This is a genomic window from Ruegeria sp. AU67 (assembly GCF_900312795.1).
GTDB lineage: Bacteria > Pseudomonadota > Alphaproteobacteria > Rhodobacterales > Rhodobacteraceae > Ruegeria > Ruegeria atlantica.
Window position 1 is genome coordinate 1 of the sequence record NZ_OMPH01000041.1, and the last position, 24,106, is coordinate 24,106.

Below are 24,106 nucleotides of genomic sequence, written 5' to 3' on the forward strand. Positions count from 1 at the left end.
GCCGCAGCGCCCGCACCCTTCTCAATCAGACATTCATAGCCCAACTTCTGAAGCTGCAACGCCGACTCCGGCGTCATCCCAACACGGTTCTCACCGTCATAAGTCTCTCTCGGTGTGCCTATCTTCATCGCCATAATCCTAGCTGCGTTTCTTGGGTGGGATGAGATCGGTGATCGTGCCCTCGAACATCTCGGCCGCGAAGTTCACTGTCTCGCTCAGCGTCGGGTGGGGGTGGATCGTGTGACCAAGATCGACCGCGTCCGCCCCCATTTCGATGGCCAGAGCAGTCTCGGAGATCAGATCACCGGCGTTGGTGCCGACGATGCAGGCACCAACGATGCGCTGATCCTGTGGATCGAACAGCAGCTTGGTGATGCCTTCGGATCGGCCATTGGACAGAGATTTGCCCGACGCGGCCCACGGGAACACGCCTTTTTCGACCTTGATCCCTTTAGCCTTGGCGTCGGTTTCAGTCAGGCCGCACCAAGCCACTTCCGGGTCGGTATAGGCGACCGAAGGGATCAGTTTCGCGTCGAAGAACCGCTTGTGACCGGCGGCAACCTCGGCTGCAACCTTGCCTTCGTGCACGGCCTTGTGCGCCAGCATTGGCTGGCCGACCAAGTCACCGATAGCGAAGATATGCGGCACGCCGGTGCGCATTTGGTTGTCCACGGCGATAAACCCACGCTCATCCACCGCGACTCCGGCTTTTTCTGCGTCGATCAATTTGCCGTTGGGTTTGCGTCCCACGGCAACTAGAACTTTATCAAAGGTGTCGGTGAAGCTGTCGCCCTTGTCATCCTCGAACGTGACCTTGAGGCCCTTTTTCAACGGTTCAATCGCTGTGACCTTGGTCTTGAGGAAGATGTTTTCGTACCGGCCCTTGATGCGGGTCATCAGGGGTTTGACGATATCCTTGTCCGCACCAGGGATAATCTGATCCATCAACTCGACCACGGTGATGTCCGAGCCCAGCGCGTCATAAACGCAAGCCATCTCCAGACCGATGATACCGCCGCCCAGAACCAGCATCCGCTTTGGAACATCCGTCAGTTCCAGCGCACCGGTCGAGTCGATCACGCGGTCGTCATCATGGGGGAGAAAGGGCAGCTCAACCGGTTCAGATCCCGCCGCAATGATGCATTGGTCAAAGGAAACCGTTGTCATTCCGTCATCGCCCATGACCTCGATCATGTTTGGGCCAGAGAAGCGACCGTAGCCACGCACGATCTGGACCTTGCGGCCCTTGGACAAACCGTCCAAACCGCCGGTCAGTTTGCCGACAACGCTGTCCTTGAAGGCGCGCAATTCGTCCAGGTCAATCTTGGGCTTGCCAAAGGTGACTCCATGCGCGCCCATCTCTTCGGCCTCGGTGATAACCTTGGCCACGTGCAACAACGCCTTCGAAGGGATACAGCCCACGTTCAGGCAGACACCGCCCAGCGTCGGGTTGCGCTCGATCATGACAACCTTTTTGCCCAGATCGGCGGCGCGGAAGGCTGCGGTGTAACCACCGGGGCCCGAGCCCAGCACAACCACCTCGGCATGTACGTCGCCCTGCCCGGCTGCGGTGACGGTGGCGGCCACAGCCTGCGGTGCGGCGGGTGCCTCGGCTGGCGCAGCCTCGGGTGTTGCGCTATCGGCGGCTTCCAGTGTCAGGATCAGCGCGCCTTCCGAGACATTGTCACCTTCGGCAACGGCAATCGAGACGACCTTGCCATCGGCGGGGGACGGAACCTCCATCGTGGCCTTGTCGGATTCCAGTTCGATCAGCGGGTCTTCGGCGGCGACGGTATCACCAACCGAGACAAGAATGCTGAGCACGGGCACATCGGAGAAATCACCGATATCGGGTACTTTGACGTCCATCTGATCTCTCCTCACCACATCAACTTGCGCATGTCACCCAACAGCGTCTTGAGCGTCACACAGAAGCGTGCGGCCAAGGCGCCATCAACGGCACGGTGGTCATAGCTGAGCGACAAGGGCTGCATCAGGCGCGGCACGAATTCTTCGCCATTCCAGGCCGGAGCCATCTTCGACCGGGTCAGGCCCAGAATGGCCACCTCGGGCGCGTTGACGATCGGAGTGAAATGGGTGCCACCGATACCGCCCAGCGACGAGATCGTGAACGTCGCGCCCTGCATGTCGTTCGATTTCAGCTCACCTGCACGCGCCTTGCCCGACAGCTCCATCAGATCCTTGGAGATCTCGACAATGCCCTTACGATCCGCATCTTTGATGACCGGAACAACCAGGCCGTTCGGCGTGTCTGCAGCAAAGCCGATATTGTAGTAAGATTTGCGGATCAGCTTGTCGCCATCGGGGTGGATCGACGAGTTGAACTCCCAATGCTGTTTCAGTGTATTGACCGAGGCCTTGACCACAAAGCTCAGCAATGTGACGCGATAGCCTTCTTCCTTGGCCATCGTGTCCATTTCCTTGCGGTATTTGTCCAGCTCGGTGATGTCGGCCTCATCATTATGGGTGACATGTGGGATATTGAGCCATGACCGATGCAATGCAGGGCCAGACAGCTTTTTGATCCGAGGCATTTCCACGTCTTCGACCGGGCCGAACTTTGAGAAATCGACAACCGGGATCGGCGGGATACCCATGCCACCCGATGCACCTGCAGCTGCCGGAGCGGCCGCAGTCGTGGATTTAAGGAACTTGGTGACGTCCTCGCGCAGGATACGACCCTTGCGGCCCGAGCCGTTGACCTTAGACAGGTCAATGTCCAGCTGACGGGCATAGGCGCGCACCGATGGCGAGGCATGGGCCTTGCCGAACCCTTGATCCATCACCGGCGCCGCCGGGGTGGCTGGTGCGGGGGCAGCCGCAGGTGCCGGTGCGACGGTGGGCGCGGCCACGGCCGGGGCGGTAGGTGCCCCCTCGCCTTCCAGCAGCAGGATCAGCGCGCCTTCGGACACGTTGTCGCCCTCGGACACTTTGATTTCCTTGATGACACCCGCGGCGGGGGACGGAACCTCCATCGTGGCCTTGTCGCTTTCCAATTCGATCAGGGGGTCCTCGGCAGCGACGGTATCACCGACCGAGACCAGGATGCCGATCACCGGGACATCCGCAAAATCCCCGATATCCGGGACAGTTACTTCGATTGCCATGTCTATGTCTCCTCGTGCCCCGTGGGTTTAAACCAACCGGGGGTTCGGCTTGTCGCCGTCGATTTCATATGTCTTGAGCGCCTTCTCGAGCTCGGCCTTGGTCACCGCACCTTCGCGATACAGATCGACCATTGCCGCCGCCGCGATATGATTGGCATCGACCTCGAAGAACCGGCGCAAGTTCACCCGGCTGTCCGAACGGCCATAGCCGTCCGTGCCCAGCACCGAATAGCGGCCCGGCACAAAGGCGCGGATCTGCTCGGCGTAGTTCTTCATATAGTCAGTGGCTGCAATGATCGGACCTTTGGCCTTTGAAAGCTGTTCGGTCACGTAAGGCACGCGTTCCTCTGCCAGCGGGTCCAGACGGTTGGCGCGTGCCGCATCCTGTCCGTCACGGGCCAATTCGTTGAACGAGGTGGCCGACCAGATATCAGACGTCACGCCGAAATCCTTCTTCAGCAATTCCGCCGCTTTCATCGCCTGCACCAGAATGGTGCCCGAGCCCATCAGGTTGACGTGCTTCTTGCCCGGCTTCTTGGTTTCCTGGAACCGGTACAGCCCCTTGATGATCCCTTCTTCCGCGCCCATCGGCATATCGGGGTGCGTATAGTTTTCGTTCATCAGGGTCAGGTAGAAATAGATATCTTCCTGATCGCCATACATGCGCTGCAGACCATTCTGGATGATCACTGCGACTTCATAGCTGAAGGTCGGATCGTAGGTGATGCAGTTCGGGATAGTGCCCGCAAGAATGTGGCTGTGGCCATCCTCGTGTTGAAGACCTTCACCGTTCAGCGTCGTCCGACCGGCCGTACCGCCCAGCATGAAGCCCCGCGCACGACTATCACCAGCCGCCCAGGCCAGATCACCGATGCGCTGGAAGCCAAACATCGAATAGTAGATGAAGAACGGGATCATCGGGACGCCGTGATTGGAATACGCAGTCGCTGCCGCAATCCAATCGGCCATGGCGCCAGCCTCGTTGATGCCTTCCTGCAGGACCTGACCGTTGGTCGTTTCCTTGTAGAACATCATCTGATCAGCATCTTCAGGGGTATAGTTCTGACCCGAGGGGTTGTAGATCCCGACCGAGCGGAACAGCCCCTCCATCCCAAAGGTCCGGCTTTCGTCCGGCACGATCGGCACCACGTTCTTGCCCATTCCCTTGTCACGCAACAGCGTGGTCAGGATGCGGACAAAGGCCATCGTCGTCGAGATCTCGCGATCACCGGTGCCCTTTAGTTGAGCTTGGAACTTGGAAAGTTCGGGGACCTCCAACGCCGGAGCGCTGCTGTCGCGTTTGGGGAACTCACCGCCCAAAGCCTTGCGTCGATCGGCCAGGTAGGCCTTTTGTGCGTTGTTCAACGACACAAACGGCGCGTTGGGCAGGTCTTCGTCACTGACCGGGATCTGGAACCGATCACGGAACGCACGCAACTGATCTTCGGCCAGTTTCTTTTGCTGGTGGGTGGTGTTCTGCCCCTCACCGGCCGAGCCCATGCCGTAGCCCTTGACGGTTTTCACCAGCAGGCAGGTCGGCGTGCCCTCGTTCTCGGTCGCGCGCTTGAATGCGGTATAGACTTTTTCTGGGTCATGTCCGCCCCGGCGCAATGCCCAGATCTGATCGTCGGTCCAGTCTTCGACCAAAGCAGCGGTTTCCGGGTATTTCCCAAAGAAATGTTCGCGGATATAAGCGCCGTCTTTCGACTTGAACGTTTGGTAGTCGCCATCGACGGTTTCATCCATCAACTGACGCAACCGCCCGCTCGTATCTTTTTCCAGCAGTTGATCCCAGCCCTTACCCCAAAGCAGCTTGATCACGTTCCAGCCCGCACCGCGGAAGTCGCCCTCAAGTTCTTGCACGATCTTGCCGTTGCCGCGAACCGGACCATCGAGCCGTTGCAGGTTGCAGTTGATCACGAAGGTCAGGTTATCCAGGCCTTCTCGCACGGCCAGGTCAATTGCACCCCGGCTTTCGGGTTCGTCCATCTCGCCATCGCCGAGGAAGCACCACACTTTACGGTCGGCCATGTCGATATGACCCCGGTTGTGCATGTATTTCATGAACCGCGCCTGATAGATCGCCATCAGTGGACCCAAGCCCATCGAGACCGTCGGGAACTGCCAGTAATCCGGCATCAACCACGGGTGCGGATAGCTGGACAGCCCGCCGCCATCGACCTCGGAGCGGAAGTTTTCCAGCTGCTCTTCAGTGATGCGCCCTTCCATGAAGGACCGGGCATAGATGCCGGGGATCACATGGCCTTGAAAAAACACCAGGTCGCCACCGTGGATCGCCGATTTCGATCGCCAGAAGTGGTTCAGGCCCACGTCATACATAACAGCTGATGAGGCAAAGGAGGCAATGTGGCCGCCATATTCGCTGCTGACTTTGTTGCGCCGAACCACGGTGGCCATGGCGTTCCAGCGGTTGATCGTACGGATCCGCCACTCCATCTCAGGATCGCCGGGAAAGGCGTACTGATCATCAACCGGGATGGTATTCTGATAGGGCGTCGTAGCCGAAAACGGCAGCGTCGCCCCGGCGGCGCGGGCCTTCTGCACGGCCTTGTCCAACAGGAAATGCGCACGGTCCGCACCGTCTCGTTCAATCACGTCTTCAATGGCGTCCTGCCATTCCTGACTTTCTACCGGGTCGATATCGGGTTCGAGGTCTTTCATTGGGCAGGTTCCTTTCTCAAACTGTGTCCGGTGGAGTGTCAGACGAAGAATTGTGCGCCGTTGACAGAAATCGTTGAGCCGTTGACAAACCCGGCGTCATCCGAGGCCAAGAAGGCCACACAGCGGGCGATTTCCTCGGGTTCGCCCAGCCGTCCTGCCGGGATTTGGCCAATAATTGCCTCGCGGACCTTTTCAGGCACGGCCATGACCATCTCAGTGGCGATATAGCCGGGGCAGATGGCGTTTGCGGTAATGCCAGCGCGCGCGCCTTCCTGTGCCAGAGATTTGACGATTCCCAGATCACCCGCCTTGGTGGCGGCATAGTTGGCTTGCGCAAACTGGCCTTTTTGGCCGTTGATAGAACTGATGACAATGACACGGCCGAACTTACGTTCGCGCATACCGGGCCAGATTGGGTGGATGGTGTTGAAAACGCCGGTCAGGTTGGTGTCTATGACATCTTTCCACTGCTGGTGCGTCATCTTGTGGAACGGCGCGTCACGGGTAATCCCGGCGTTGGCGACCACAATATCGATCGATCCAATCTCGGCCTCGACCTGCGCGATCCCGGCGGCTGAGGCTTCGTAATCTGCGACATTCCATTTGTAGGTTTTGATGCCGGTCTCGGCAGTGAAAGCAGCCGCCTTTTCGTCATTGCCGGCATAGGTCGCGGCAACAGTATAACCTTCAGCTTTCAACTTTCTGGAAATCGCTTCGCCGATACCCCGACTACCGCCGGTTACAAGTGCAGTTCGTGTCATCTCTAATCCCTCCAATTAGTCAGTGACATTGACCTAACTTGCAGTGTTACGTAGCGTAATTTTTTACCACCGGATAGGCCTGAGCGGAATAGCAGCCATGCGTTTCAGGAAAGGTTTAATATTAAACTACCTGAAATTTGATATTTAAAGTACTTCCTTTACAAAGGGTTATCGGAGTGTTTACGCAACCATTCACGGTCAACACACAAAGGATGGCACACGATTGCGGTCACCGTCATCGGGGCTTGTCACCAACGTAATCCCGGAACCTCGACAATTTACCGATCCCGGGGTTAAAGAAATTAGTTGGATCGCAGCGCCTGTAATGCGCCGCGAGATCCGGCTTGGCCTTGTAGAGGTGGCCGACATTGTGCTCGGCCGGATATTCGGCCCCGCGCTCATCAAGTATCCGAAGCATCGCAGTCTTGATCGCCCTTGGATCGCATCCCTTTTTGATGATGTAATCCTGGTGCATCACGTGGCACATCAAGTGGCCGTAGTAGACTTTGCCTGCCAACTGATCAGTGATCTCAGGCGGCAGCGTTTCGAACCAATCACGATCATTGCGACGCAGCGCGATATCCAGCGCCAGTATCTCTTCGACTTCGTCGGAATGGACATGGCCATACCGCACGGCGGCACCCGCAGCAGCAAATCGATGCAACCCGGCGATCTTGGCCTCACGCGGAGTACAGGTGACAAATTCGGCGCTGCGGGAATAAAAGAATTCGGGAAGAAACGCCGCCGCCTCTTCAATACCGCTGTCATGCATCTTCAGAATGAGGTGGTGTTCATACCTGTCACGATACTCATACAGGAACTTCGGCAGATGCTCGGGCCAAAGCTTTGCAACAACCTGCATGAACTTGTCGGTGAAACCCCGGGTCAACGAAAACTTGTTCAGACGCGAGTCCACCGCGCCCTTCATAGCAAAGAACATCGGTAGCCGGTCGGTCCCCAGCTTGTTGATCATCACCAGAGTGTCCTTGCCGTATTTCGCAGCGATGTCGAAGCACTCGCGATGCACGTATTCAGCCGAAACAGGCAGTGTTTTGAAATGCGTCAGGATGTGGCGACGTAGGTCGGTAAGGTCAGCAGGGTCGTTTGTACCGATGTAAAAGACCTGTTCACGCTCATAGGTCGGGAAGGTATCAAGCCGCACAGCGAATACCGCCAGTTTGCCCGCACAGCCGGACACTTCGTACAACAGCCGTTCGTCATTGTTGTAACGCGAGGGCGTGTCCGCATCGACATCGCGCAGGATCGCAGTGTAATCCGGGTCCGACGCATTGCGACCCTGAGGTGTCGGGGCATCCTTGTCGAAATCCCCGGCTTCAACCCGGGTCAGGATTTCCTCTGGAGTGTCGCCCAAATCCAGTCCCAGATGGTTCACCAGTTTCAGCGTCCCATCCGGGGCGATCTGGGCGAAGAGGGCAAGCTCTGTATAACTGGGTCCACGCTCGCACAAGGAACCGCCGGAATTGTTGCAAACCCCACCCACGATCGAGGCCCCAATGCTGGAGGACCCGATTACCGAATGCGGTGTTCGCCCCAGTGGCCTTAACTGCTTCTCCAACTCAAACAGAGACGCGCCCGGCAGGCTTAGAACCTGCTGACCGTCTTGCAAAAGGTGCAAGGCTTTCATCCGACTGACATTAATCAGCACAACGTCACGGTCGCAACCGCCTTTGGGTGTAGACCCTTCGGTCAGGCCAGTATTGGACGCCTGCATGATGACGATCTTGTCGGCGGCGACACAGGCCAGCAGGACGTGCCACAGTTCCAGCAAAGCGCCGGGTCGAACGACGCAGAGTGCCTTGCCCTCACCCGATCTGAACCCGCGGCGGAACCGCTCGGTCGCGCGTTCGCCTTTTAGCACATTACGGGCGCCGACGATGGCGCGAAATTTGGTTATGAGGGCTTCGTTGATCATGCCGCGTTCCGATGTGCATCGCCAAGACTGGTCGCTGTGTCCCGGAAGCGCAGGTTGGTGCGCGACAGTTGGTCGAGCCGCGTTACGCCCATCAGCTTCATGTCGCGCTCGATCTCGGCCCGCATCAATCCCAGCGCCCGTTCGACGCCCGGCTGACCAGCGGCAGCCAATGGATACAGATAGTGCCGCCCTACCCCAACCGCCTTGGCACCCAAAGACAACGCCTTGAGCACATGGGTTCCGCGCTGAATTCCGCTGTCCATCATCACGTCCAGCTTGTCGCCGACGGCATCCACAATCTCGGCCAACTGATCAAACGGCGTACGCGAGCCGTCCAACTGGCGACCGCCGTGGTTCGACAGGATGATGCCGGTACACCCGATCTCAGCCGCACGGCGTGCGTCCTCGACTGTCATGATACCTTTGAGGCAGAACTGGCCATCCCACTCACGCACCATCTCGGCCACATCATCCCAGTCCATCGACGGGTCCAACATGTCAGTGAAGTAGCCACCGATCGAACTGGCGCCGCCGCCCATATCCACATGTTTGTCCAATTGCGGCAGGCGGAACCTTTCATGCGTGACATAGTTGATGCCCCACATCGGCTTGATCGCGAATTGGATCATACCGCCCAAAGTCAGGCGAAACGGGATTGAAAAGCCTGTGCGCAGGTCACGTTCGCGATTGCCGCCGGTGATGCTGTCGACGGTCAGCATCATGACCTCGACACCCGCCTCTTTGGCGCGCTGCATCATGGTAGAGTTCAGGCCGCGATCCTTGTGGAAATAGAACTGATAGACCTGCGGGTTCTTATGCTTCTGGCGCAATTCTTCCATGGACACGGTGCCCAGCGACGACACACCGAACATGGTGCCATATTTCTCGGCGGCCGCTGCCACAGCGCGTTCGCCCTGATGGTGGAACAGGCGCTGCAAAGCCGTCGGCGAGCAATAAATCGGCATATCCAGCTTTTGCCCCATCACGGTGACCGACATGTCCACGTCCTTCACCCCACACAGGACCGAGGGCAGCAAATCACACCGATCAAACGCCCGTGTGTTTTCGCGGTAAGTCACCTCATCATCCGCGCCGCCATCAATGTAGTTAAAGATCGGCCCCGGCAGGCGGCGCTTGGCCAATCTGCGGAAGTCCTGAAAGTTATGACAATCCTTCAGACGCATGACTCTTCCTCCTTAATAGGCGACGGATGGCAACCAGGTGGCAAGTGTGGGCCACAGGAAGACAAGAGCCAGTCCGGTCAATTGCAGCAGGACAAAGGGGATGATGCCCTTGTAGATATGCGTCAGTTTGATCTCGGGCGGGCAGACGCCCTTGAGATAGAACAACGCGAACCCCACAGGCGGCGTCAGGAAGCTGGTCTGCAGCGTCACTGCCACCAGAATGACGAACCACACCAAGGCTGGTTCATCCAGAACACCGAAACCTGGGATGTCGATGCCCAGCCCATTTACGATGGGGCGCATCAAGGGCAGCACGATCAGCGTGATCTCGATCCAGTCCAGCACAAAACCCAGCAGGAAGACGATGAACAGGATGAAGAGGATCGTGCCGTTCGCACCAAAGCCGGTGGACTGCACCACGTGTTCGATCAACTCATCTCCGCCCAGTTCTCGTAAGACATACGAAAACACGGTCGCGCCCAGGAAGATCGCGAAGATGTAGGCGGTCGTGTTGAAGGTCGATACCAGCACATTCCACAGTTTGGCGAATGTCAGCTTGCGATAGCCCAGCGCAAGCAGTGTTGCACCCAGTGCACCGATGCCCGAAGCCTCGGTTGGCGTCGTCAGCCCGGCAAAGATCGAACCCAGTACCGCAAGGATCAGCAACAGGGTTGGGATGACGGCAAACAGCACGTCCTTGACGGCGGCCCAATCGGGGGCTTTTGCACCCTGGGGCACTGGTGCCGCATCGCGTTTCACCAAAGCGAGGATAAAGATGTAAGTCAGGTAGAGGCCACCGATGATGACACCCGGAAAGACCGCGGCCATGAACAGATCGCCTACCGACAATGCCATTTGGTCAGCCATGATCACCAGCATGATCGACGGCGGGATCAGGATGCCCAGCGTGCCTGAGGCCGAAACCACTCCGGCCGCCAGCGTGGGTTGGTAGTTTTGCTGCATCATTGACGGCAGCGACAGCACACCCAGCAGAACCACAGACGCACCGATGATGCCGGTCGAAGCCGCCAGAATGATGCCGATCAGGGTTACGGTGATGGCCAATCCCCCGCGCACCGTACCAAATAGGCGCTGCATCGAGGACATCAGACGCTCGGCCACGCCGCTTTCGTCCAGCATCAGGCCCATAAAGATGAACATCGGCAGCGCAACCAGAACCGCGTTGGACATGGTCGCGTAGACCCGGTTCACCACAGCGCCCAAGGTCAGATAGTCGAGTCCCGTAAAGGTGCTTTCCAACCCTGTCCACAGCATCAGATCGTTGTCGAACAGATAAGCCAGCCCACAATAGGCAACGCCGACACCGGCCAGAACCCAAGCCACCGGATACCCGGTAAAAAGCAGCGCAATGAACGTCAGGAACATTGCGATGACCAGCTTTTCCTCAGTCGTTTCAACCAGGAAGGTCAGGCCAATACAGACCGCGGCAAATACGGCCAGCACCAGAAGGATTCGGCGCAGGGGTGCACCCTCGCGCTCCGAGGCGGGCCCGTACATCAGCGCATGCCCGTCATGGATCAATCGCGCAAGCGCGGCCAAGCCCAACAGAACAAAACTGATCGGAATGACCGCCTTGAAGGCCCAGCGCGCAGGCAGACCTGTGGGGCTGTCCGAGCGCTCGCTGACGCGGAAGCTTTCGTAGAAATAATCATACCCTTGGTCGATCATCAGATAGATGAATGGAGTCAGCAGGGTCAGGATGCCGATCACTTCGATCACACGCTGCGCCCGGCGAGAAAGCTGCATGTGCAGGACATCGACGCGAACATGGCTGTCCGTGATCAAGGCATAGGAAATGCCGATCATCGTGACGATGCCGTAAAAGTGCCACTGGATCTCGTCCAGTTTGGGATAGTTTTGGCTGAACAGATAGCGCAGTGAAACCTGGCTGAAGATCGCGGCCATCAAAAGGACATTGGCCCACATCACCACATGCCCGACGGTTTTTACACCAGTATCAATAGCAACGGCGATTTTTTGGCGGTCAGTTTCGGGGTGCTCCAGGATGCCTTCATAGGCTTCGACCGGATCATTGAGGTTCTTTTGCGTGGCCATGGGTAATCCTCGCTCAGTTGACCGGCGCTAGCGCGGTCAAGGGAATGCAGGTTTGAAATCCTGATAATGTCCGAGGCAGAGTTGCCCCGCCCCGGACGCGTCAGCAAGTCGGGTTACTGACGGGGGAGGAACGCGTTGGTTTTCCACAGGACATAGCCGTCGCGGAACTCGTTCATGTCGGACAGAACCTTGGCAAAGAAGGCATCGTTGGCGGCCTCTTCGGCAGCAACCTCATCCCAGGTGGCACGGAATGTATCCAGCATCTCGGGCGACCACTGCTTGATGGTGACGCCGTTGTTTTCAACGTTGTCGATTAGGGCCGCGTGCTGGATGGCCTCACCTTCGGCAAAACTGTCGGCCATCGATGCCTTACAAGCGTTTTCGATGATAGCCTTGTGCTGCTCGCTGGTCTCGTTCCAGACGTCCTTGTTGATCATCAGCTCGAACACGGTCGCCTGCTGGTGCCAACCGGGGAAATAGTTGAACTTGACCAGCTTGTGAAAGCCCAGACGCGCGTCGATGGCAGGCATCGAAAACTCAGTCGCGTCGATGGCGCCTTTTTCAAGCGCGGGGAAGATTTCACCACCCGGCAGCAGCGAGGTCGCCACGCCCAGTTTCTGCATGACTTTTCCACCCAGACCGAAGAAGCGCATCTTGAGGCCACTCAGATCTTTAGGGGTGTTGATCTCGGTCGCGAACCAGCCCGACGTTTCAGGGGCAATGACCGCGCAGGGGATCACATGAACATTGTATCCTGCCTGATCATACATCTCTTGATACAGCGACATTCCGTTGCCGTAATACAGCCAAGCCATGTATTCGCCCGCCTCAGGGCCAAACGGAACGGCCGAGAACAGCGGCGCAGCTGGGATTTTACCCGCCCAGTAACCAGCGGTGGTGTAGCCCGAGTTAATCTTGCCAGTCGATACGGCATCCAGAATTTCGAACGGCGGGACCAATTTGCCCGGCTCATAGACCTTCATCTTCAGTGTGCCGCCAGACATCAGGTCAAGCTGCTCGGCAACACGAGGGATCGGGGAACCCAACCCTGGAAGCTCGGTCGAGAAAGCAATCGGGGTTTTCAGCAGCAGTTTGTCAGCAGCAACCGCAGGTACCGCCATCAGGCTGGCAGCCACGGCAAGGCTCGTCAGGGTCTTTTTCATGAAATCTCCTCCAGGGTCGGTCGGACTTGGCGTCCGATGAATTTGTGACGCGAGATCTGCCTGCGCCATACTGGTAAATAAAGTTGACCAAACATTTCAGTCAACAACTTTATTTACCAGTGGCTCGATTGCTATTTGCCTAGAGATGACCCAGATCGCCTAAACTTAAGAGGACCGCCGACGACGACACCTAGGCAAGTATTTTGGCCTTTTTTATTTACTGGCAACCAGTTGCACTCCAATTTATCCAAGAGGTTCCCCCGTTAAATCAGGCATTGAAAAACACACACTCAAAGGTTACTTTTATTTACCAAATGGGTTCTGAATCTTCTTCAGAAGGGTAAATCACGATGAACACGACAGCGATTTTCGAACCAATCGGGCACGAATCACTCTCGGATGCAGTGGTGGCTCAGATTGAAGACCTGATTGCTTCGGGCATTCTCAAGCAGGGTCGCAAACTGCCATCGGAACGCGATCTGGCGGAAACCCTTCGCGTCTCCCGCCCCAAACTGCGTGAGGCGCTGGCGGTTCTTGAAGAACGGGGCTTGGTGACGACACAGCATGGTGAAGGCACTTTCGTAGCTGCGTTGACAGGCAGCGCCATGCTCCCTGCCCTGTTGGCGCTTTATGAACGCCATGAGCCCGCTTTTTTTGACTATCTCGAATACAGGCGCGAACAGGAAGGTTTTGCCGCTAAGCTCGCCGCGCGGCGGGCGACCAAAGCGGATAAGGAACGGATCACGAATATCTTGGCCGAGGATGAACGCGCCTGGCACGAGAAGGATGCATTGGCCTCGCGTGAGGCTGATTTTGCGCTTCACGCGGCAATTGTGGACGCCAGCCAAAACGCGACGCTCATCCACATGATGGCTTCGATCTATGAGCTCACGCGGCAAGGCGTGTTCTACAATCGTGATTTTCTGAAGACCATCGACGGCACGGGCAAGCTGCTGATGGAGCAGCATCGCGAACTGGGAATGGCGGTCATCGCAGGCAACGAAGCACGCGCGGAAAAAGCTGCGTATGACCATATCGACTTTGTTGAAGAGTCCTTCAAGCTTGGCATTGAAAGACGCCGCCGTGAGGCAATGGCCGAAAAGCGCCGCCTTCTGTCTGATTCAAAACTCTGATCGGGCAGCGCAAGTCGTTCTTACTTTCCAACGATCTCAATCATGTAATCACGACGGGCTGCGGCAGGTGGTGGCTGAAATGGCGCTGCCGCGCGCACCTGCGCAAGTGCCACCTGATCCATTCGTTTCGACCCCGAGCTGCGCTTAACGGTGACACTTACAAGCGCCCCATTGTCGCCAATCCGAAAACTCACCAACACTGCACCACGAATATTGACGTTCTTACGTCGGGCACGAGTTATCTTGCGCATTACGTGCCCTCTGTAATTGCTGACCTTAGCGTTACCCTGCCCGGCCGCTATGGAACTTGTCTTTTTGGCCGTCGCATCGCCTTTGCTGGTTTTTCCCGATGCATTGCCTTTTCTGGCGCTCTTTTCAGAATTTCCTGCCTGCGACGCAACCTGATCGACCTTTTGTTTGGTCGGGTCCGCCGGTTTCACGGCTGGGGTTTTCGCGACGGCTTCGGTCTCTGACGACACTGTTTCTTGCGCTTCGGCGGATGCTTGTCGATGGATCACCGCGACGGCCGCTTTGGTGTCGGCGACAGTATGCTTGATCGCCCCGGGAACTGACGCCCGGGCCTGAGAGGTTGGGCTGACCGCAGTTTGTTGCTGTGTCGGTGCGACGGTCGGTTGATGTGCAGTAGCGGGTGCCGAGGCCGTGGCCCCGGTCACATAGTCCTTGAAGGCATCCCCCAGCGCAGCAACCTCGCCGGACCCGCCACCCTCGACAAGCACCGGTTCACCTGCGGAAAAGTCATGCAGGGCAAGAACATGGGTGGCTGCGGCCAGCGCCAAAGCCGCAACAGCTACGCCACGAGATCTGGGTATCATTGCAAACCTCTTTCTGTGACCACGTACACCCTTTTTGCACCCAGCGCGCGCAAGGTATCACTGACCTCTTTCAGCCGAACAGCAGGCAAAGCCCGGTCCGGCACAACGCGAACATCATCCAGCGGCAGGTTGATCGACGCGCGTTCCACATACGCCTCAACTCCAGTCAGTTCGGCGCCCCGGTATTCCAGTGAACCATCGCTACGAATGACCAAAGCATCGGGTGGCTCGCGACCGTCCAGATCACTGGTTTCCACCAGCTTCACCGATTTGCTCAGCGGCGGTGCAAGGGTGCCTGCAATCATGAAAAAGATGAGCATCAGAAAGACGACATTGATCAGTGCGATCGTTGGCTCTCGACCCTGTTTTGCCTTGCGTTTGAGTTGAATCACCCGATCACCTGTGCGCGCAAATGGTCGATGCCTTTCAGCACCGAGAGCAGATCAATCAGCTGTTGCGAAGTTGCGTTCTGTCCAAGACTGATCAACGCGGTCTGAGGCTTATCGGTCGCCATCACCATGGCCATGTCTTCGAACGCGGCAAGCGTGCCATCAACCAAAATACGGTCGGCCTCAAGTTTGACAAAGCGGATTGCCCGGTCAGTTTCCGCACCTCCGGCAGCGGCAGTGGCAAATTCGATTTCGCCATACTTGGAGAACGTCGACGTCAGCATGAAGAACAGCAACAGCAGAAAGATGACGTCAATCAAGGACGTCATCGACAAGCGTCTGCGCCGTTTTCTGCGGACGTTAAGTGCCATGGGCGAAAACCTGTTGCGGGGTTTGATCAGCCATCGGCGCGTCCTCAGCATAGCCCGGTGCAAACACAGTTCTCAAAGCGCGGTTGGCAAAGGTACGCTCACGGTTCATGCGCGCCTCGAACCACGTCAGGACCATTGATGTCGGCATAGCGACTGCAAGGCCGGCAGCGGTCGTCAACAGGGCCACCCAAATACCACCGGCCAGCAGCGACGGATCAACAGAATTGCCCGCGCCCTGTAGAGTTTGGAACGCCTCGATCATGCCTAATACGGTCCCGAAAAGCCCCAGAAGCGGCGCAAGTTGGGCGACCATATCCAAGACGTTGAACCCTTGCTCAAGTTGGGCAAACCGCGCTTCGGCCTCGGCGTCGGTACGTTCTGACAAGGTGCGATCCTCTCCAGACAAAGCCATTGCGATCACCGGCGCCAAGTAGCTGCGGCTATTGCGCAGATGCGCCGTTGTCTCGGCAAGGTCCCTGCGATCCCAGGCCTGAATGGCGCGCGAAAGCTCAATATGACGACCGACACCTGCGACGCGAAACTGCCACAGCTTGTACAGAACCAACGAAAGTGTTGCGATTGAGGTCACGATCAGGATGGCAACAACCGGCCCGCCCAATTCCAGATTTTCCATTATTTTTCTTATTACTGCGTCCATAATCTCACCCGATCACTTCCGTTTCAAGGCGACTTGTGAGCGTAAGCCCGGACATGCAGGCATCGGCCATGTCAGATTGTGTCACACATTCCTGTACACCGTTGATCAGTATTCGGCTGATCTGATCGCAAGCCATGTCGTTGAACTGGAACTGCCGCACACGGGGCTTGCCCGCAGGCAATTCGGCAAAATCAAGTAGTGTCAGAAGGGCCACCTGACCTTCAGCGCCGAAAAGAACGGTCTCATAAACCGCGCCATCGATATCGATGCCATAGGTATTTTCAGCGACAAAGCTCAGCAAACAGCTTTCGCCCTTTGTCTCGGCACTGCTGAGTTCGATTGATACGCCGCTGGGTTTTTGCGTTTCCTCTGCGCTGGCAATCCCTGCCCCCAAAACGGGGAGCAGGGTCAGCAGGACCACCCGAGCATTTCTTTTGATTGTTGTCTGCATGACTGGTCCTTTCGTGTGGATCAGAAGGTTTTGGCCAGGGTCAGCTTGAAGTTCCGGCCCGGTGAGTTGCGGGTCGAAAGGTTCGGCAGATAGTTCTTGTCAAAGATGTTCTCGACGCCTGCGCGAACTTCGAAACCCTGAAACGCGCCTTCCTGCGGCAGATAGGTCGCGCGCAGGGTGTTCACGCCGTAGCCAGCAACCGGATCTCCGCTTGAGTCGGTGCCGGATTTGGCGCCGAACAGCTCCCAGCTGACGTCCAGAGTTTCGCCAAAGCGTTTGCCGACTGTTACCCGCGCCGAGTCTGTCGGCTCGTTCCGCCATGGTGAGTCCACGCCAAGCGAGCTGGTTTCAGTCCCTTTGACGATGTTTGCGTTGAAGTCGACATAGTACCCAGCCGCGCTGGCATAAGATGCCTCGATTTCAACGCCTTTGGTTTCAACTTCCTGCAGCGGGCGGGAAGGACTGCCCGATACATAAGACGTGATGTCCCACAGATCTGTCTTGTAGAAATTGACCTTGGCACGGACTACGTCGCCCGCTGCAAAAACATCGCGCCTGTTGTACGAGAACCCCGCTTCCCATGTGCGCGACTTTTCAGGCTGCGTCATGTATGCGGGCGTGCCCAGATCGTCGATGATTGGCAGGTTCTCCGTGTATGCACCGCTGCCGAACACGGCAAAGCCGCTGGCAAACTCGTACCGCGCGGACAAACCACCCATCAACGCGTTGTTGTCATAACCTTCATTGCGTGGAGCGGGTGCATCACCGTCGCCTTTGATGTCCTGTGTCTCGTACCGGATGGCCGGAGTGATGGTCAGCTGATCGCCGATCTGGATATCGTCCACGGCAAACAGTGCGACACGTCGGTCGGTGCCACCGGGGGCCGAGGGCGCGCCCAGACGCTCGCGATTGATGAATTCGATCCCGGCGCGCAGGTCGTGCGAGGCGACGCCGGTTTGGAAGTACGACGTATTCTTGATCGTCAGCTTCGTGGTTTCATAGTTGTGCGTCGCGTCAGCCAGCCCACGAATGCTTGGGAAGAAAGGCGTTCCTTCCAGGCTTGAGGACCCGGGCACGTAAGAGCTGTCAATCTCCTGCTCTGAGTAGCTGAGGTTCACGTCCAGATCGATCAAGTCATTGCCCGCCGGACGGTACTGATACCGCAGAATACCGATTTTCGTTTCGATATCGCGGTCTACGTTGCCAAACGAATCCGATGTCGTGCCGAACGAGTCATACGGAACGTCGCGTTCTTCCGACGTCGACTGATTATAGGACGCAGTGATCGAGTGTTCGAGGTCGTCACCAAAGCTGTATTTACCCTTTGCCAGAAGCGACGGCAGCGTGAAAGCACTGTTACCGATCGTATCGCCATTGCCGTCCTTCTGATCGTCCTGATCACGATAGGTGTAGTTGAACAGGAATTCGGTCTGGCGGTTTGGCTGCCAGGCCAAGATGGACGACGAGGCAAAGCCGTTCCCGTTGGAATACCCTTCCAGCGTTTGGCGGAACCGGAAGCCCGGCTCACCACCGGTGAAATCTGACGCGTCTTTGGTTTCCAACTGAACCACGCCGCCTACGACACCCGAACCGTATTCGAACGACCCCACAGTGCCGCGAATGACTGAGACGCTTTTGTATAGCTGCGGATCAGTGAACAACTGATTGCCGATCCGATACAGCTCTTCCGCGCCGGTTGTTGCCCCATCGACAAGGATCAGCACTTTCTGGTCGGTCCCAAAGGTGCCGTTGGCACCGAATCCACGGATATTGATCCCCGACCCTTGCGGTGTCGAGCCATTGACCAGCGTCACACCGGGCACCGTGTCAATCAGTTCTGCGACGGTGTTGGCCTGACGGTCGTTGATCTCTTCCTGATCAATATTGGTGACCGGCACGGCGGTATCCGTTTGGATTTCCCGTTTGCTTTCACCCAGTTCCAGTGTGCCCAGGAAGCCTTCATCCTGTTCCTGCGCCGAAGCACCAGTCGCTACCATGCTCAGGCACGACACCGTACCAAGCAACCCCATCTTTTGAATACGCGAACGCATTTCTGTCCCTTCGAAATATTAAGAGGACCGGAAATGCTTGCTCCGCGCTGGCTTGGTCAGTCTTTTATGATTTTTGGAATCGCCTTTTTTGGCGACTTGTGCTCGTTAATAAAGTTGACTAAAACAGTCAACATAAATTCCTGGTCGTGCTTACGACCGCCGCCAGCAGTACACCGCGTTCACCGGTGGCCGTGCCAGCCCGACACCCATGACAATCGAAGATGGAAAAACCCATGACGGAACAGGTGCTTCTGGCCCCGGATCAAATTCGTGCAGCCTATGCTAAAAACACCGGAAAACGTGACCGCGATTTGGCGGAATCACTTGGAATAACCGAAGGTCAACTCGTTGCGGCGTTTGCGGGTATCGACGTAACGCGGCTTTCGGCAAGCCTTGATGATATCTTCCCGATGCTCAACGGGCTGGGTGAGGTCATGGCGCTGACGCGCAACCTCTCTTGCGTCATTGAAAAGGTCGGGCAATACGACAACTACCACTCCGGTGCGCATGCTTCGATGGTTCTGACCGAAGAGATTGACCTGCGCATGTTCCCCGGCCAATGGGTCCACGCCTTTGCCATCGAACGTGAAACGGAAAAAGGGACAAAGCGATCCCTTCAGGTTTTTGATGCCGCCGGGGATGCGGTGCACAAGATCTTTCTGCGCGATGGATCTGACCTGAACCACTGGGGCGAGCTTGTTAGCAAATTGAAGGCAGATGACCAATCCCCGACGCTGAGTGTCGAGCCGCGAAAGCCAACCGAGGCCGCCAAAGTGAACACCGACAAGGTCGAACTTCTGCGATCCGAATGGGCCAAGATGACGGGTACACACCAGTTCCTGCGCCTGACCTCAAAGCTGAAGATGAACCGATTGGGCGCCTACCGCGTTGCTGGTGAACCGCTGGTTCGCGCGCTGGAACCGGCAACGGTTTCCCAGATGTTCGAACAGGTCCGGGACCAAGGGCTTGAGGTCATGGTCTTCGTCGGCAACCGGGGGTGCATCGAAATTCACGGTGGGTCGGTTGAGACGCTTAGACAGATGGGTCCGTGGTTCAACGTGCTTGATCCGCGGTTCAATTTGCACCTGCGCTCAGACCATATTGCCGAGGTTTGGGCCGTGAACAAACCCACGCAACGCGGTCCCGCCGTTTCAGTTGAGGCGTTCGATGCCGAAGGTGGTCTTATTCTGCAGATATTTGGTCGCCGTTCAGGCGAAAACGATCACCGCCCGGCCTGGAACCAACTGGTGGCAGGCCTGCAATCCAAAAAAGAAACCGAGGTGGCGTGATGAGCCCCCTTTGCAGGTTTTCATCGGTCGTCGCGCTTGCCGGCGCGGTGATCGGAACAGCGGCCATCGCAGCAGATGAGCCAGAACCCAACCGCATCATCGCCATCGGCAGTTCCGTGACAGAGATCGTCTATGCCCTGGGTCAGCAGGACCGCCTTGTTGGGCGGGACCGGACCTCGACCTACCCGGTTGATGTGCTGGACCTGCCCGATGTCGGCTATATACGTGCGCTGTCCCCCGAAGGGGTCTTGTCGGTGAAACCCGACCTGATCGTGGCTTTAGAAGGGTCCGGACCACCGGAGGCTGTCGAGGTTCTCAGAGAGGCCGGTGTGCCCTTCGTCTCGATCAGTGAAGACTATTCACGCGACGGCGTGGTGGAAAAAATCCGGGCTGTCGGGGCCGCCCTGGGTGTCGAAGAGGCCGCCGAGGAACTTGCCAATCAGACCGGTGCCAAGATTGACGGGGCCCATTCGAATGCAGTTGATGCTTCGGTGGGCGGCACACCCCGGGTTCTGTTTGTCCTGTCGGCTCAGGATAATCGCATCATGGTTGGCGGCGCGGACACGCAGGCGGACAGTATCATTCGTCTGGCTGGCGGCGTGAACGCAGCTGGCAACGTATCGGGTTTCAAACCCATGACACCCGAAGCGATTGCCACAACCGCGCCAGACGTGATCCTGATGATGGATCGACAAGGCAACCACATCACCGCCAATGAAGACCTGTTTGCCATGCCAGCCATCAAGCTGACGCCCGCTGGACAGAGAAAACGTCTGATCCGCATGCAGGGGGCCTATCTGTTGGGCTTTGGCCCCCGAACGGCCGAGGCGATTGCTGATCTGTCGGCGGAATTGCAGAGAATAAACGGCTCATGACCCTTGCAATGGATCACGATGGGCTCAGCGTGGCTGCCCACGACCGCCGAGTGACGGCGCGCCGGGCCACTCTGGCTCTTATGGCGCTGTTGATCATCACCAGCATCTGCAGCATCTCGGTCGGCGCGTCGGACGCATCCGTTCGCGCAGCATTCGCAGACCTGATTGCAGGGCGGGACATTTCGGACCTCGACCGGATCGTCCTGTGGGATATCCGACTGCCCCGGCTGGCGATGGGAGTTCTTGTCGGCGCCGCTTTGGCGGTTTCCGGCGTGGTGATGCAGGGCCTGTTTCGCAACCCTTTGGCTGACCCCGGAATTGTGGGCGTCAGCGCAGGAGCCGGTCTGGGCGCGATTTCCACGATCATCCTCGGTGCGTACCTGCCCGCCTCCATTCTGGCCTGGGTCGGTAATAGCTTGGTCGCCGTGGCGGCATTTCTGGGCGGGTGGACGTCCGTCTTGCTGCTCTATCGCGTTTCAACACGAGGCGGGCAGACATCGGTTGCAACCATGCTGTTGGCAGGGATCGCGTTGGGTGCGCTGTCGGGCGCTGTGTCCGGGGTTCTGGTCTACATGGCCGATGACCAACAGCTGCGCGACCTGACGTTCTGGGGCATGGGCTCGCTGGCCGGCGCAACATGGACCAAAGCAGCCACGGCCGCTCCGATCATCTTGATTTCCGTGTTCACGGCCCAGTTCCTTGTCCGTGCGCTGAACGGCATGGCGATGGGCGAAGCCGTGGCGCACCACATGGGAATCCCCGTTCAGCGCAGCAAGAACATCGCCATTCTGGCCGTGGCCGGCGCGACCGGAGCCGCCGTTGCCGTATCCGGCGGCATTGGTTTCATCGGTATCGTTGTGCCGCATCTGCTGCGGTTGGCGACCGGACCGGACCACCACCGCCTGTTGAGGAACTCGGCCCTGTTAGGGGCTAGCTTACTGCTGTGTGCCGACATGATCAGTCGCCTGATCGTGGCACCGGCCGAACTGCCGATTGGCATCGTAACTGCAATCTTAGGCGCACCGGTCTTCCTGTGGATTCTGCTGCGGCGTCACGGAACAATGGGAATGTAAGTGATGAAGGGCGAAAACATACACGTCAAACTCGGCCGTAAAGAGATTCTGCACGGCGTGGACTTTGACGCAGAACCCGGAAAAGTCACAGCCATCATCGGCCCGAATGGCTCGGGAAAATCTACGTTACTCAAAGCCTTATCAGGTGAACTTGAATCTTATGGAGAGATTTCTCTGAACGGGCACAGCATTTCCGAGCTGAAGCCTTGGCAACTGGCTGCAATGCGCGGGGTTCTACCGCAATCGTCAACCGTTGCCTTTCCCTTCACTGTGCTCGAGATCGTCCGACTGGGCTTTGCAAACGGGCTAGCTGCAGCGGATGACAGCCTGCCTTCCCGCGCGCTTGCTCATGTCGACCTCGCTGGGTTTGAGCACCGGTCTTACCAGAACCTTTCGGGGGGTGAGCAACAACGAGTTCAGCTTGCCCGCGTTCTGACCCAAGTCTGGGACGCGACATACCACGATCAGCCCAGATGGTTGTTGCTGGACGAACCCGTTGCAAGCCTGGACATCGCACATCAGATCACTGTGTTGGGTGTTGCAAGAAACTTCGCCACACAAGGCGGCGGCGTTGTTGTGGTGATGCACGACTTGAACCTGACGGCGCTGTTTGCCGATTATGTGTATGTCATGTCGGAAGGATCTGTTTGGGGATCGGGCACACCAACTGCGATCCTGAACGACCAGACGATGCTGCAGGTCTATGGTATCGACCTGCCTATCAGCACCCTGCCTAAAGCTCAGGTTCCGTTCATCCTGCCGCAGGCCATGCGACAGACCTTAACGGCTTAAAGGGCACACTCAGGGCGAGCAGTATTTCCGCCTGCCCTAATCACGCACCGAAACTAAACGCCGTAACGACTCAGTATCATCTCGACGCTGCTGTCTATAGTCGCGGTCATTTCGACTTCGGTCAGAACGTTGCCAGAGAAAACCATCGGCCAGAAAGCTCTGGACTTGATCAGGCCGATGAATTCCTGTCCCGCCTGTTCGGGGTTTTCGATCCGTAACTGCCCGTCTTCGGCTGCATCCCTCAGCATCTCGATAAAGATCGCTGTTTTGTCCAGTTTGCCTTGCGCAGCGGCAGCAAGATCAGGGTTGCGCAGAGTTTCGCTGATCACCATCCGTGCCATCGCCATCACTTCGGGCAGCATCAGAATGCGCCCCTCGGCCCAGGCCAGATCGGTTAGCTGCTTACGAATGTCGCGCCCTTTTTCATAGCGGATATCCCGAACGGCCGCGAACCGGTTAGACAATTCCAACACGATGGATCTAAACAAGTTTTCCTTGCTTTCAAAGTACTTGTAAAGCGTGCGCTTGGACACCTCGGCCTGCGCTGAAATACGGTCCATGCTGGCGGCGGCGAACCCCTTTTCTTGGAATTCCGCTACCGCCGCTTCGATGATCTGGGCATGTTTGGACGCATTCGGCGCTGTGCATTCGTTCATATTTTAAAGCTATAGACCCATTGACAGATCAAGGTCAAACACTACGTAAACTCACCAGTTTACACGCGCGGGTTTCTGGCCTAGTGTAAACCCGCCAGTTTACCGACTCAGGTAACCAGCCCAACACGGAGAGCCGCCCTCATGGCATTGACTTTGAAACTGAACGGCGAGACCCACACGGTCGACGCCGAACCCGGCACGCCCCTGCTCTGGGTGATCCGGGATGAACTTAAGCTGACCGGAACAAAATTCGGCTGCGGCGTCGCATCCTGTGGCGCGTGCACCGTGCATCTGAACGGCGAGCCTGTGCGCTCGTGCCAGACTTATATCGAAGATGTCGAAGATGCCGAGATCACCACAATCGAGGCGGTTGGAGACGACAAAATCGGCGCGGCTGTTCAGCAAGCCTGGGTCGAACTGGACGTGGTCCAGTGCGGCTATTGCCAGTCGGGTCAGGTGATGTCGGCGGTTGGACTATTGTCCGAAAACCCCAAACCCAGCGTCGAAGAGATTGACGATTACATGCATGGCAACGCCTGCCGTTGCGCCACCTATCAACGCATTCGCGCCGGCATCCAGCGCGCATCTGAAATTTTGGAGGCCTGATC

Annotated in this window: 22 protein-coding genes; 6 read left to right on the forward strand and 16 right to left on the reverse strand. The window is 57.4% G+C overall.

Translation table 11 applies throughout. The features are described from left to right. The 9 genes from DK510_RS21600 to DK510_RS21640 form a co-directional block, all read right to left on the reverse strand. On the reverse strand, positions 1-128 hold a 128-nt coding region (locus DK510_RS21600), incomplete at its 3' end, for a hypothetical protein (RefSeq protein WP_160116555.1). A gap of 10 nt (positions 129-138) precedes the next feature. Next, positions 139-1,869, reverse strand: a complete 1,731-nt coding sequence (gene lpdA, locus DK510_RS21605; protein WP_109313875.1) for a dihydrolipoyl dehydrogenase — start codon at positions 1,867-1,869, stop codon at positions 139-141. A gap of 11 nt (positions 1,870-1,880) precedes the next feature. After that, positions 1,881-3,128, reverse strand: coding sequence for a dihydrolipoyllysine-residue acetyltransferase (gene aceF, locus DK510_RS21610; protein ID WP_109313876.1), 1,248 nt, complete (start codon positions 3,126-3,128; stop codon positions 1,881-1,883). A gap of 27 nt (positions 3,129-3,155) precedes the next feature. After that, positions 3,156-5,810: a pyruvate dehydrogenase (acetyl-transferring), homodimeric type gene (gene aceE / locus DK510_RS21615; protein WP_109313877.1), complete on the reverse strand. Its 2,655-nt coding sequence runs from the start codon at positions 5,808-5,810 to the stop codon at positions 3,156-3,158. Positions 5,811-5,848: 38 nt separating this feature from the next. Beyond that, positions 5,849-6,571: an acetoacetyl-CoA reductase gene (gene phbB, locus DK510_RS21620; RefSeq protein ID WP_109313878.1), complete on the reverse strand. Its 723-nt coding sequence runs from the start codon at positions 6,569-6,571 to the stop codon at positions 5,849-5,851. A gap of 235 nt (positions 6,572-6,806) precedes the next feature. Next, complete coding sequence (dld, locus tag DK510_RS21625; RefSeq protein WP_109313879.1) at positions 6,807-8,504, reverse strand: D-lactate dehydrogenase; 1,698 nt, start codon at positions 8,502-8,504, stop codon at positions 6,807-6,809. Further along, on the reverse strand, positions 8,501-9,688 hold the full coding sequence (locus DK510_RS21630) for an alpha-hydroxy acid oxidase (RefSeq protein WP_109313880.1): 1,188 nt from the start codon (positions 9,686-9,688) through the stop codon (positions 8,501-8,503). The genes dld and DK510_RS21630 overlap by 4 nt, the downstream gene beginning before the upstream one ends. A 12-nt stretch (positions 9,689-9,700) precedes the next feature. Further along, entirely contained in the window at positions 9,701-11,764 is a 2,064-nt protein-coding gene (locus DK510_RS21635) for a TRAP transporter large permease subunit (RefSeq protein WP_109313881.1), read from the reverse strand. 113 nt (positions 11,765-11,877) lie between these two features. Beyond that, positions 11,878-12,927, reverse strand: a complete 1,050-nt coding sequence (locus DK510_RS21640; RefSeq protein ID WP_109313882.1) for a TRAP transporter substrate-binding protein — start codon at positions 12,925-12,927, stop codon at positions 11,878-11,880. Positions 12,928-13,277: 350 nt separating this feature from the next. Between DK510_RS21640 and DK510_RS21645 the strand changes: the two genes are divergently transcribed. Then, positions 13,278-14,060 carry a FadR/GntR family transcriptional regulator gene (locus tag DK510_RS21645; RefSeq protein WP_109313883.1) on the forward strand — a complete coding sequence of 261 codons (783 nt, stop codon included), beginning with the start codon at positions 13,278-13,280 and terminating at the stop codon, positions 14,058-14,060. Between the two features lie 20 nt (positions 14,061-14,080). Here DK510_RS21645 and DK510_RS21650 read toward each other — a convergent pair whose 3' ends face one another. The 6 genes from DK510_RS21650 to DK510_RS21675 are packed head-to-tail and all read right to left on the reverse strand — an operon-like array spanning position 14,081 to position 18,813. Beyond that, a complete protein-coding gene (locus tag DK510_RS21650) occupies positions 14,081-14,893 on the reverse strand; it encodes an energy transducer TonB (RefSeq protein WP_109313884.1) in 813 nt (270 codons plus the stop codon). Then, positions 14,890-15,285, reverse strand: a complete 396-nt coding sequence (locus DK510_RS21655; protein WP_109313885.1) for a biopolymer transporter ExbD — start codon at positions 15,283-15,285, stop codon at positions 14,890-14,892. The genes DK510_RS21650 and DK510_RS21655 overlap by 4 nt, the downstream gene beginning before the upstream one ends. Next, positions 15,282-15,653, reverse strand: coding sequence for a biopolymer transporter ExbD (locus DK510_RS21660; protein ID WP_160116591.1), 372 nt, complete (start codon positions 15,651-15,653; stop codon positions 15,282-15,284). The genes DK510_RS21655 and DK510_RS21660 overlap by 4 nt, the downstream gene beginning before the upstream one ends. Further along, entirely contained in the window at positions 15,643-16,287 is a 645-nt protein-coding gene (locus DK510_RS21665) for a MotA/TolQ/ExbB proton channel family protein (RefSeq protein ID WP_234999194.1), read from the reverse strand. The genes DK510_RS21660 and DK510_RS21665 overlap by 11 nt, the downstream gene beginning before the upstream one ends. A gap of 28 nt (positions 16,288-16,315) precedes the next feature. Beyond that, entirely contained in the window at positions 16,316-16,762 is a 447-nt protein-coding gene (locus DK510_RS21670) for a hypothetical protein (RefSeq protein ID WP_109313888.1), read from the reverse strand. Between the two features lie 20 nt (positions 16,763-16,782). Then, a complete protein-coding gene (locus DK510_RS21675) occupies positions 16,783-18,813 on the reverse strand; it encodes a TonB-dependent receptor domain-containing protein (protein ID WP_234999196.1) in 2,031 nt (676 codons plus the stop codon). 233 nt (positions 18,814-19,046) lie between these two features. Between DK510_RS21675 and DK510_RS21680 the strand changes: the two genes are divergently transcribed. From DK510_RS21680 to DK510_RS21695, 4 genes are read left to right on the forward strand one after another with little or no spacing between them, the layout of a single operon-like run. Then, complete coding sequence (locus DK510_RS21680) at positions 19,047-20,102, forward strand: hemin-degrading factor (RefSeq protein WP_109313889.1); 1,056 nt, start codon at positions 19,047-19,049, stop codon at positions 20,100-20,102. After that, on the forward strand, positions 20,102-20,977 hold the full coding sequence (locus DK510_RS21685) for a hemin ABC transporter substrate-binding protein (protein ID WP_109313890.1): 876 nt from the start codon (positions 20,102-20,104) through the stop codon (positions 20,975-20,977). The genes DK510_RS21680 and DK510_RS21685 overlap by 1 nt, the downstream gene beginning before the upstream one ends. After that, complete coding sequence (locus DK510_RS21690) at positions 20,974-22,050, forward strand: iron ABC transporter permease (RefSeq protein ID WP_234999198.1); 1,077 nt, start codon at positions 20,974-20,976, stop codon at positions 22,048-22,050. The genes DK510_RS21685 and DK510_RS21690 overlap by 4 nt, the downstream gene beginning before the upstream one ends. Before the next feature lie 3 nt (positions 22,051-22,053). Then, positions 22,054-22,842, forward strand: coding sequence for a heme ABC transporter ATP-binding protein (locus DK510_RS21695; protein WP_200833270.1), 789 nt, complete (start codon positions 22,054-22,056; stop codon positions 22,840-22,842). Between the two features lie 53 nt (positions 22,843-22,895). Here the strand turns inward: DK510_RS21695 and DK510_RS21700 are convergent, their stop codons facing one another. Continuing rightward, positions 22,896-23,498 carry a TetR/AcrR family transcriptional regulator gene (locus DK510_RS21700; RefSeq protein ID WP_058274090.1) on the reverse strand — a complete coding sequence of 201 codons (603 nt, stop codon included), beginning with the start codon at positions 23,496-23,498 and terminating at the stop codon, positions 22,896-22,898. A 141-nt stretch (positions 23,499-23,639) separates the two neighbouring features. On the opposite strand from DK510_RS21700, the gene DK510_RS21705 reads away from it, so the two are divergent. Next, positions 23,640-24,104 carry a (2Fe-2S)-binding protein gene (locus DK510_RS21705; protein ID WP_109313892.1) on the forward strand — a complete coding sequence of 155 codons (465 nt, stop codon included), beginning with the start codon at positions 23,640-23,642 and terminating at the stop codon, positions 24,102-24,104. Positions 24,105-24,106 lie beyond the last annotated feature (2 nt).